Annotated in this window: 8 protein-coding genes; 1 reads left to right on the forward strand and 7 read right to left on the reverse strand. The window is 57.9% G+C overall.

The features are described 5' to 3' along the window. Positions 1–203: 203 nt before the first annotated feature. From narJ to C4520_00585, 6 genes are all read right to left on the reverse strand, one after another. Positions 204–737 (reverse strand): nitrate reductase molybdenum cofactor assembly chaperone, encoded by a 534-nt coding sequence (gene narJ, locus C4520_00560; GenBank protein RJP26548.1) that lies wholly within the window; start codon positions 735–737, stop codon positions 204–206. Between the two features lie 11 nt (positions 738–748). Further along, positions 749–2,236: a nitrate reductase subunit beta gene (narH, locus tag C4520_00565; GenBank protein ID RJP26549.1), complete on the reverse strand. Its 1,488-nt coding sequence runs from the start codon at positions 2,234–2,236 to the stop codon at positions 749–751. A gap of 31 nt (positions 2,237–2,267) precedes the next feature. Then, a complete protein-coding gene (locus tag C4520_00570; GenBank protein ID RJP26550.1) occupies positions 2,268–5,870 on the reverse strand; it encodes a nitrate reductase subunit alpha in 3,603 nt (1,200 codons plus the stop codon). Continuing rightward, positions 5,867–6,931 carry a hypothetical protein gene (locus tag C4520_00575; protein RJP26551.1) on the reverse strand — a complete coding sequence of 355 codons (1,065 nt, stop codon included), beginning with the start codon at positions 6,929–6,931 and terminating at the stop codon, positions 5,867–5,869. Before C4520_00575 ends, C4520_00570 begins: the two co-directional genes overlap by 4 nt. A gap of 435 nt (positions 6,932–7,366) precedes the next feature. Continuing rightward, on the reverse strand, positions 7,367–8,020 hold the full coding sequence (locus tag C4520_00580) for a hypothetical protein (GenBank protein ID RJP26552.1): 654 nt from the start codon (positions 8,018–8,020) through the stop codon (positions 7,367–7,369). Positions 8,021–8,265: 245 nt separating this feature from the next. Continuing rightward, a complete protein-coding gene (locus C4520_00585) occupies positions 8,266–9,066 on the reverse strand; it encodes an SDR family oxidoreductase (GenBank protein ID RJP26553.1) in 801 nt (266 codons plus the stop codon). A 92-nt stretch (positions 9,067–9,158) separates the two neighbouring features. Between C4520_00585 and C4520_00590 the strand changes: the two genes are divergently transcribed. Then, positions 9,159–9,317: a DUF1328 domain-containing protein gene (locus tag C4520_00590; GenBank protein ID RJP26554.1), complete on the forward strand. Its 159-nt coding sequence runs from the start codon at positions 9,159–9,161 to the stop codon at positions 9,315–9,317. A gap of 40 nt (positions 9,318–9,357) precedes the next feature. On the opposite strand, the gene C4520_00595 is transcribed toward C4520_00590, so the two are convergent. Continuing rightward, positions 9,358–10,392 carry an epoxyqueuosine reductase gene (locus C4520_00595; GenBank protein ID RJP26555.1) on the reverse strand — a complete coding sequence of 345 codons (1,035 nt, stop codon included), beginning with the start codon at positions 10,390–10,392 and terminating at the stop codon, positions 9,358–9,360. Positions 10,393–10,561 lie beyond the last annotated feature (169 nt).

The following is a 10,561-nucleotide window of genomic DNA, read 5'->3' on the forward strand; positions in this document are numbered from 1 at the left end:
CATAACGCTGATGCTCAATTTCCCTCAGCATGCAATGCCTTAACAGGTCTGAGCGTCTTGAAAAACATAATTATGGGACAGCCTCTTAGTCCCCCTTTTGCAATGGGGGAATGTTGCGCGCGCAGGGCTTCGGGGACAGACACCATTCTACGAATTCAAAAAGGCGTGAGTTCCGTAAATGGTGTCAGTCCCCTTCGCTGAGGTCAATCTGCATTTGCCTCCGTCGCTTTCGACTCCTGTCGCTCGAGCACGCGCAGCAGGCATTCGAGGAGCGTCTTGTACGGATGCCTCTTCGACTTGAAACTTTTGATCATTGCCGATATCGCCGGGATCATGCAGTCGGCGACCAGGTCCTCGCATTCCTCGCAATCGCCCGCGCCTGCGAGGAACTTGAGCATGACGCACAGGTGATCGGGCAGTTCCTTGGCGGCTGAGAAGCCGGTCTCGCGATACAGTTCCTTCAGCTTCACCATCAGGAGGCTTCTGCGGAAGTCCTCTCCGAAAATATAATGACCGGCGTACAGGCAGCAGCCGCCGTTCAGATCGAACGTGCTCGTGTAGATTTCCTCGAGTTCCCCGCGAGAATGCCGCCGGAGCGCTTGCTGGAATTCTTGCAGCAGATTCACCGCGTCCTTGTCGAACGCGGAGAGGGCGGCGGCGCAGCTTTCCACTTTCTGCGTAAGCTGAGGAGTTGGATAATCAAGGATTTCGGCAAATTGCATGTAGAGTTCTCGCATTATTTTTTCCTCTACCACCGCCGATCGGCGGGATTGATCCGGCCGGCGCCAAATTCCTTCATGTGTTTTTGCGGGTCTGTGACTTCCTCGATTCCCCCCTCGCGCAGGAAAGGGGGAACAACGAACCTCTGCTCATACAGGCTGAGAGAGGTCAGTTGATAGATGTCCTTCACCTGCTCGACGGTCAGGCCGGCATCCTGCACCGCTTTCTCGGCATCACTCATCGAGATATCGCCGACCGATTCGGCTCGTTTGTAGATGCGGCCGGCGATCATTTTCCTGAAGACTTCGGTAACGATCTCTTCGTTGCCGCCTGCAAGGAGAAGCGCCCAATATTTGACGGGCAGGCGGTCGTTCTCGAGCGAGCTGAAGAGGCTGTCAGCAAGCTCGTACGCTCCATTCTCGAAGTGGCCGATGACCGGCAGGAGCGAAGGCACGTAAAAAAGCATCGGGACCGTGCGGAAATCGGGGCGGTGCGGGAGCGCCAATCCCCACTCTTTCACATAACGATAGACGGGCGATCTCTGGGCGGCGTCAATGATCTTGTCATGGACCCGGTCGGCCTGAGCCTGCCTGATGATCTTCGGATCGAACGGGCTGAGGATGATGTCGCGCTGAACGCGGACAAGGTCGCCATCCGGCGCCGAGGCCGCCTCTTCAATCCGATCGGCATCGTACAGCAGCACCCCCAGGTAGCGGATGCGGCCGACACACGCGTGCATGCATGCCGGCGCTTGCTGGGTCTCCTGGCGGGGATAGCAGAGGATGCATTTCTCGGCCTTCCCCGTTTCCCAATTGTAGTACACTTTCTTATACGGGCATCCGGAGACGCACATGCGCCAGCCCCGGCACTTGTCCTGGCTCACAAGCACGATGCCGTCCTCGCCGCGCTTGTAGATTGCGCCGGCGGGGCATGCGCCGACGCAGCCGGGATTGAGGCAATGATTGCAGATGCGCGGGAGATAGAAGAAAACGAGGCGCTCCAGCTCGAACAGTTGTTTTCGCTCTTCCGGAGTGAGGGCGGCCAGGGTCGGGTCGTTCTCGGCATAAATTGGAGAGCCGCCGAGATTGTCGTCCCACGCGCCGCTCGACTGGATGTCGATGGGTTTGCCGCTGATCTGCGAGACGGGCCGGGCGGCGGGCTGATCCGCTCCCTGGTTCGAGTTGAGGATATCCCGATAGGTGAACGTGAACGGCTCGTAATAGTCGCCGATGTGGGGGAGGCGCTGATTAAAAAAGATGTTCTTGAGCGCGTCGGTCCGTCCATGCAGCTTAAGGCTCAGCTTGCCGTCGCGCATTTCCCAGCCGCCTCTGTAGACGGATTGATCCTCGTACAGCATCGGATAGCCGACGCCGGGCTTGGTCTCGACGTTGTTCCACCACATGTACTCGGTGCCGCGCCGCGTGGTCCAGATGTTCTTGCACGCGATGCTGCACGTGTGACAGCCGATGCATTTATCCAGATGAAACACCATCGATATCTGCGCGCGGATATTCACAAGGATTCTCCGATCGAGTGACTGTTGCCCGTCATCTCCATTTTGGTTTCTTCACTTTATGGACCAGGACATACGTATCGCGCTCGGTCATCGGTGGACCGTATTGATTGAAGCGGTAACTGAGCTGCGCGTAGGCGCCCATCATGTGGACCGGCTTCAGGCGCAACGAGGTGAGGCTGTTGTGCGTGCCTCCTCTCATCTTGCGCAGCGGCGCCTTCGGGAACAGCGTTCGCTCGGGCGCGTGATAAAGCATGCAGACCCCGCGCGGGATGCGCGCGCTGACGGCGGCGCGGGTTATGACGACGCCGTGATCGTTATACGCCTCGACCCAATCGTTGTCCATGATGCCGATCTCGCGGGCGTCGCGGTCGTTCATCCAGAGCGGCTCGATGCCGCGCGAAAGCGTCAGCATATTGGGCGTGTCGTAATAGGTGGAATGGATGTGCCATTTGCCGTGCGGAGTCAGGAAGTTGAGCGCGGCGCATTTGCCGATTCGCTTGCTCCGGATGATATTGCGGCTTTGGTCGAGACTTAATTTCGGTTTGAACGTCGGCAGGTGCTCGCCGAATGCGAGGTATCCTTCGTGGTCGAGATAGAAGTGTTGCCGGCCGGTGAGCGTGCGCCATGGGACAAGCCGCTCGACGTTCTGGACAAATGCATTATACGGCCTGCCCTCATTGAGTATGCCGGTCCAGACCGGATTGGTAAGGATTCTTCGCGGCTGGCGGACCAGGCTCAGGAAATCGTATCGTGTTTGACGCTGGCCCTCGGCGAGATCGGCGAGCGGAAGCCCGACGCTTTTTTCCATTTCCTTGAACCCGAGGTATGCGGCTTCTCCATTGCATTCGGGTGCAAAGAAAAGCAGCGCGTTGATCGCATCGATTGCATTGTAAAGAGAAGGAAATGATTTCCCCCGCCATTCGTAGGTGGGCGCACCGGCCATGAATTTATCGTACAGCCCATCGAGCGGAATAGCGGCGCCGCGGCCCTCGATCCCTTTTTCTCTGAGCCGTGGGCCGAGGCTGACGAATCTGTTGAACAGGTTGACGTAATCTCGCTCGACGACCGTCATGACCGGCATCGTCTTTCCCGGGACGGGCTCGCACTCGCCCTTCATCCAATCCCTCACCTCGGGCTGAGCGATCTCGTGGGGCGTATCATGTTCGAGCGCGGAGGCGACGACGTCTTTAAAAGGATTCGGGAAATGGTGCGGCGCGAGTTCGCTGAATCTGAACGCGATGGTCCTGAAGATGTCCCAGTCGGTCATCGAGTCCCAGCATGGCGGCACCGCCTGGCCGAGCGGATGGATATATGAATGCAGGTCGGTCGTGTTGAGGTCGTCCTTCTCGTACCAGCTTGCCGAAGGGAGAATGATGTCGGAGTAAAGCGCGGTGGTATCCATGCGGAAATTGATATCTATGACCAGGTCCATTTTGCCTGTCGGCGCCGGCACGCGGCACTGCACGTGTTCGGTATTGCCGGAGGCGACCTCGTCGGCAATCGAGCCGGCCTGCGCGCCGAGGTAATGCTTGAGGAAATACTCATGCCCGCGCGCGCTCGCCATGAGCGCGTTCGCGCGCCACACGAAGAAAACGCGCGGCCAGTTTTCGGGCGCGTCGGGATCATCAATGGCGAAGCGCAGGTTGCGGTCCTTCAGTTGGCGCGCTACCCATTGAACGATCTCCTCGCTCGTTTGTGCGCCGGCGTCGTTCGCTTCGACAGCCAATTCAAGCGGGTTGCGGTTGAACTGAGGATAAAACGGGAGCCAGCCGAGCCGCACCGCGAGCGCCTGAAAGTCGATCGTGTGCTTGCTTGCGAAACGTCCGGCGGGCGGATGATAATCGGCGTGGCTTTGTTCGTAGTGCCACTGGTCGCCGTGCACGTAATGATACGACGGCCCGTTCTGAAGGCGTGACGCACCCATCCAGTCGTTTGCCATCGCGAGCATTTTCCACGAGGCGTCCGGCCACACCTTCTCCTGCCCCGTATAATGGTTGAGGCCTCCGCCATTGACACCCACGCAGCCGCACAGCATCAGCGCCATGATGCAGGCGCGGTAATGGAGGCTGCAGTGATACCAGTGATTGACGCCCGAGCCGATGATAACGGTGCATTTCCCGCCGGTCTTCTCGGCGGTCAGCGCCCACTCTTCGGCGAATCTCACGCAGGTTTTGCGGCCGATCCCCGTATATTTCTCCTGCCAGGCGGGGGTGAAAGGGGAATCCTCATCATAATTATTCGGATATCCCCGGAGACTTCCTCGCCGCACGCCCATGTGCGCCATCAACAAATCAAATGACGTTGTGACCGCAATCTTTCCCTGATCCGCGTACAGATATCTGACCGGCACTCCTCGAACGAACGAAGCACTGCCTCCGAAATCATCGAAGCTGACCGGCAGATCCTCGTCGGCATTATCGATAAACGTGAGCAGCGGATGGATATCGGATCCGTCCGCTCCATCCTTCAGCAAGAGATTCCAGCTTCCCTTTTTTTCCTGCCATCGTGAACCTATCGAACCTTGCGGCATGCGAGGTTCGCCGCTGATCTTATCGAACATGAGGAACTTCCAGTCGCCGTTCTCCTCGTCGCGGTAACGTTTCAGGCGGTTCGCCCTGAGGAATCTGCCGGGCGCGTATCCGCCATCGGTCTTCGTGAGTTGAACGAGGAACGGGAGATCGGTGAAGCGCTTGACGTAATCGATGAATGCGGGAACCTGGCGATCCACATAGAACTGTCTGAGGATCACATGGGTCGCGCCCATCCAGAACGCGCCGTCCATTCCGGCCTGAATCGGAATCCACCAGTCGGCGTGTTTGCTCACGTCGGAATAATCGGATGAGAAGACTACCATCTTTGCGCCGTGGTTGCGCGCCTCGACGGCGTAGTGTGCGTCCGGCGTTCGCGTCATGTCGAGGTTGTTGCCCGCGACGGCGATGAATTTGCTGTTGTACCAGTCGGCGCTTTCGGCGACATCGGTTTTCTCGCCCCACACCTCGGGCGAGGCGGGCGGGAAATCGGCATACGTATCATAAAAGCTCAGCAGAGGCGCCCCGAACAATTGCAGGAAGCGCGCGCCCGCGGTGTAACTTATCATCGACATCGCCGGTATCGGAGTGAAGCCGACGACGCGGTCGGGCCCATATTTTTTTGCGGTGTAAAGAAGGCTGGCGACGATGATATCAACCGATTCCTGCCAGTCGGAGCGCCGGAATCCGCCTTTGCCGCGCGCGAGTTGATAGCTTCGGCGGGAATCGGGGTTCTCGACAATCGATGCCCATGCGTCCACCGGGTCCGCATGCTTTGCTCTTGCAGCCCGCCACAGATCGAGGAGGACCCCGCGGACATATGGGTATTTGATTCTGACCGGGCTGTACAGGTACCACGAGTAGCAGATGCCGCGGGGGCAGCCGCGCGGCTCGTACGGCGGGATTCCCGGCTCGAGGAGGGGATAATCAAGCGCCTGTAATTCCCACACGACGATGCCGTCCTTCACGTAAACCCACCACGAGCATCCACCGGTGCAGTTGTTGCCGTGAGTGCTTCTGACGACGAGGTCATGCGCCCAGCGGTTGCGGTACATCTCCTCCCACAGGCGTTTTCCCGGGTTGAAAACGTCCTTGATCAACTTCATGCGGTTGTCCCTCCGGCTTGTGTTGCGCGGTTCACGAGAGCCTGGCGGACGGTTGTTATGCGGCTGCGCCAGATCGCCCACGCCAACGCGAGGGACAATAAGAATCCGCCTCCCGCAATCGGCAGGGCGAGCAGCAATGAGACATCCGGTGGGTTGGGTTTTTCGGCGGTTCCCTGAAGCAGTGCAATCAGGTCCTGGATCTCGCTGTCAGTGAGCGGTTTCTCGCGGTAGATCGACCTCATCACTTTCCAGGGCATCATATCGAGCGCCGAATACAGTCTGTCCGGTCCCAGCCGTTGATAGACCCCGCTGAGCTCCGGACCGAGCAAGCCGCCATAAGGGAAAGAGAGGCTCGGTAAATTGTGGCACCCGAGGCAGGAGGGGCCTTCATTTTTTAGCTCCTTGTCTCCGGTGTAATAGAGGAGGCCCTCTTCATATGAACCTTCCATCACTCGCTCTTCACGTGCCTTTCGACCAGCCGGCATGGCCGGAGCAGCTATCGCGGGTTCTGCTTCTGACGGGGCGGTTTCGGAGGCAGTCTGTATATATGCGAGAAGATCAACTGCCTGCTCATACTCCACATCCATGTCAGGCATCCGAATTTGCCACTCTTCGAGAAGCTGGCGGGCAAGTGGATCGTCGGCGAACATCTCCTCCGGATTCATGATGAATTCGATGAGCCAGGGAGTGGAGCGCTGCTGGGTCACCCCTTGCAGGTCCGGCCCGAGTTCGGGTCCGCCTCCAATCGAGTGGCAGCTTGCGCATTTCTCTTCATATATGGCTTTTCCTCTGGCCGCTGAACCTTCCTCAAGAGAAGCGTCTTGTCCCCGACCTGTTGCTTCAATAAATGTTGTTGACGCCGTAAAGACTGGCCGCACGCGATTTGGCGGTCGGGCCTTATCCGCCTCGTCGCCCTCATCTCGATAGACAAAGACCCTTGCGAATTGTTCCTGTGTACAGCTTTGGAAGAACAACTTGAAATCGGGTGGACCGGAAGTAAAGAGGAGCGCGACTGCACATACGAGGGGGATTTTCCGGTTCATCAGGAGAGGAGTTTTCATTATTCAAGCTCCCGCCTCCGGCGACAGAGAGACTTTCCAATGATTGGGCGGCTGGTTCTTGCTTCGGGGACAGGCGCCATTCTTCCCCGCGAGGCGCGGGACTTCCCGCGCGAGTCACGCTAAACGCGTGACAGGGCAGGGTGGTTAACGAAAATGGATTCCCACTCCCGGATCGGCGTCCGGGATAAGTTTCGCGGGAATGACAAAACCTGAGCCAATCCCCTTCGCGGAGAAATCCCCCTTAGTCCCCCTTTTGCAAAGGGGGAATGTTGCATGCGCAGCAGGCTTGGGGGACAGTCTCCATCGCGTCAGTTGGACAGATTGACAGTGCTCTCTTGCTCGGGACGATATGCTTCTTCCGCCACCTCCCCAGTAAGTGGGATTCTCCCAAAAGACTAAACAAGGACAGGCAGCCTCGCTTCTTTGCAGACGCGCCTATTTCAAAGGCGAAGTCATTATGTAATCATTCTCTTCCTTCGTCCCGTGGCACTGGATGCACCCATCCGCTTTTCCGGCGGCTTCGACCTCGCCGGCGGCCGTATACTTCGCCCAGAACCAGTTCCCCGCCTCGGGGTTGAAACCTTCGCTCTTCAACATGACGGTGTAACTTTGAAGAGTCTTCGCCTGATCGTAGTTCTCCTTGACAATGACCGATCCGGGGGGAAGCGGCGCCTCTTTTTCAGTAATGGCGTCATATGCAGTTGCATTCACATAGGTTGTCAGCAAGACTCCGTGAGGCTCGGTTCCGGCATAAAAAGCGGATTTACCGGGCCACATCTCCCACCTCTCACGGTAATTTTCCTGCTGGAGATGCTGCCAGAGTGCGGGGCCCGCCGGCTCGATGGACGGCGGCTGCGCTTGCTGGGGAGCGGCCTGCGGCTGCGGTTCGGCCTCCTCAGCGCTCGCGAAAATCAGAGGAAAGAAAACTGCGGCAAGAACCAGCATCGCGCCCAGGGTCAATTTTCTGCAGTCCATTTGTTTCTCCTTTCTCTTCATGCAATGTAACTCCGCGTGAACATGAAATGTAGCCGGGGAATCGGAAGAACGGGGATGATCCAACGCCATACAGAAGTGATCACACCATAACATTGCGGCTGAAAAAGTGCTAGTGAAGGCGAGGAGTTCCGATCGGGGGGAGACCTGTAGGGGCGGGTTTCAAACCCGCCCGCGGCGAGATGGCGGATTAGGAGGCAAATAAGAGCAAATCATCTATTGACCCGTAGGGGCGGGTTTCAAACCCGCCCGCGCGAATACGAATGACAGAACGAATTCTGGGAAGGCTGTTTGACCGGCAGGTTCGAATTCATTCGCATGGTCTGCGCGGGGGGAAGCCGCTAAATCCCTGCGTTGATGGTGAAGCCGCCGTCCACCACGATTTTCGCGCCGGAAATGTAGCGCGCGGCGTCGGAGGCGAGAAACACGACGGCGCCCTTGATATCGTCGCCCGTCCCGAAAGAGTTGAGCGGGATCAGGCCGAGCATCTTCTCCCCCCAGAGCTGATACAGGAAACTCTCCTTGTCCTTGAGCGTTTCCATCATTCCCTCTTCCATGTTGCCGGGGAGAATGGCGTTGACGCGGATATTGTGTTTGCCCCATTCAACCGCGAGCGAGCGCGTCAGCCCGACGAGCCCGATCTTTGACGTTGCATACGCGGCCATCCCGACAGCAAACCCGACCTGCCCGTTCTCGCTCGAAAAGTTGATGATGCAGCCGGAATTCTGCTCGATCATGAATCTGCCGAATTGCTGACAGCAGAGAAACGCGCCGAGCAGATTCGTATTCATCATGTTGGTCCAGTCGCCGGCGCTCATGTCGGTCGAAGGAACAACGGTGCCGATGCCGGCATTGTTAACGAGAATGTCGCATCTGCCGTAGTGCTCTTTCACGTTCTTCGCGAGAGCGGCGACCTCATCCTCTTTCGTGATGTTGCATTCGAACGCCATGCAGTTGCGGCCGGTCTTCCTTAATTTCTCGACGGCTTCGTCGAGCGATGCCGATACGCTGCGGCTGCAAATGGCGACATCGGCGCCCGCCTCGGCCAATCCTTCCGCCGCATGGAAGCCGAGCCCGCGGCTGCCGCCGGTTACCACCGCCACTTTGCCGTCAAGTTTGAACAGTTCGAGTGCGTGTGCCATTGTCAGCCCCTTTTACTTTTCGATAATTTAATTGCTCATGGTTGATGCGGAGTACATACTGTCTTAGAAACTCGTAACAAAAGGAGGCCATCATGCTTGCATGGGTAGTTGTTTTCCTTATCATAGCTCTGGTCGCCGCTCTCTTCGGATTCACCGGAATCGTCGCTGCCGCCGCAGGGATCGCGCGAATTCTGTTCTTCATTTTCATCGTGCTGTTCGTCATCGCGCTGATAGCGCAATTAGTGCGATGACGGAGAGGTCGTCAAGTCGTACGGCGCCGGATCAGACCTCTCATTCGTAGAGGGACCGAGTCTCGGTATCAAGGGCCGCAATGCGCGCGGCGGCCGCTTCGGGCGAGACCGCCTCGAGTGAACCGTCCGCATTCTGCACGATCACCCCGCTTTGCACCAGCAGTTTGTGCCGCCTTTTCCGCTCGTCCTTGTCGGGCGAGCAGATGAGTTGGCAGTTGCCGCACGTCAGGTACAGCTTGCTTTCCATCAGAACATGCTGATGCCCGCCCTCCATCGGCGGCCGCTTGTTGTAGGCCTCGATCCCCTTCATCAGGAGCGGCCCGAATTCAGCGTCGTCTTTCGGGAGAGGGAATCTGCCGGGCGACCAGGTCGACCATTTGCCCGACGCATGCAGGCCGGTGAATCCGCCGCAGACGTACTCGCAGCGCAGGTAGCTTCTTCGTCTCGAATAGGTGAACGTCTCGCCGCCGAGCGTCACCGAGTACTCGTCTTCCGGGTCCATGAATTCGGATGCGCATGAGGCGATGCAAAGGCGGCAGCCGTCGCAGTAATTATCTTCCTTTGGCAACGGAGGCGTTGGCTCGAGCTCCGCCGCCGTCACGACCGCGCCGAGGATGATGGCCGCGCCTTCCTTCTTCGTGAGCACGTTGCCCGAAAGCCCGAACGAGCCAACGCCGGAGCGAACCGCCAGATACCTCAGCGAGACGTCCGGAAACATGTCGATCGCGCCGCGCGGCGTATCCTGCCGGTACACCTCGTTCGGCGCAAGCGGAACGGCGGGATATCCTTTTTGCGAGAGAAACTTCGACAACTGGAGAGCGATTCCGCCCGACGTCAGATTGGTGCGGAAATTATCGCGCTCATGTGAGCGGCGGTCCTTCTTGGAGAGATACGGCGGAATCAGGCTCTGATCGAGCGGCAGCGCGAAGCATATCGCAGACTTCGCCTCCGGCAAAACATACGTCAGATCGGCTGAAGGCGGCCCGCCCGCAAGCGTTTCGAACGTCGCAATCCCCGCCGCGCACGTGCCTTCTTCTCCTACAAAATCCAGAACGACTTGATTCAAGCTTTTCATGACACCCTCTCCCACCGGTTAAGTTGCGCTATTCTATCGCATGCCGGAGAAATTGGCAATACGAAAAATGGGGACAGAGAGACTGTCCGACGATTAAAGTTGTTGAACTATAGTTCAAGATATTAATTTATGGTTGACAATAGCCTCTTTTTGTGGTATCATCTCCTTC

It is taken from the genome of Candidatus Abyssobacteria bacterium SURF_5, from assembly GCA_003598085.1.
GTDB lineage: Bacteria > Abyssobacteria > SURF-5 > SURF-5 > SURF-5 > SURF-5.

Bases quoted from the DNA above. Each gene is read 5' to 3' on its own strand.
- narJ (RJP26548.1), bottom strand. From the start codon at position 737: ATGCGAGAACTCTACATGCAATTTGCCGAAATCCTTGATTATCCAACT.
- C4520_00570 (RJP26550.1), bottom strand. From the start codon at position 5,870: ATGAAGTTGATCAAGGACGTTTTCAACCCGGGAAAACGCCTGTGGGAG.
- C4520_00575 (RJP26551.1), bottom strand. From the start codon at position 6,931: ATGAAAACTCCTCTCCTGATGAACCGGAAAATCCCCCTCGTATGTGCA.
- C4520_00580 (RJP26552.1), bottom strand. From the start codon at position 8,020: ATGTTATGGTGTGATCACTTCTGTATGGCGTTGGATCATCCCCGTTCT.
- C4520_00585 (RJP26553.1), bottom strand. From the start codon at position 9,066: ATGGCACACGCACTCGAACTGTTCAAACTTGACGGCAAAGTGGCGGTG.
- C4520_00590 (RJP26554.1), top strand. From the start codon at position 9,159: ATGCTTGCATGGGTAGTTGTTTTCCTTATCATAGCTCTGGTCGCCGCT.
- C4520_00595 (RJP26555.1), bottom strand. From the start codon at position 10,392: ATGAAAAGCTTGAATCAAGTCGTTCTGGATTTTGTAGGAGAAGAAGGC.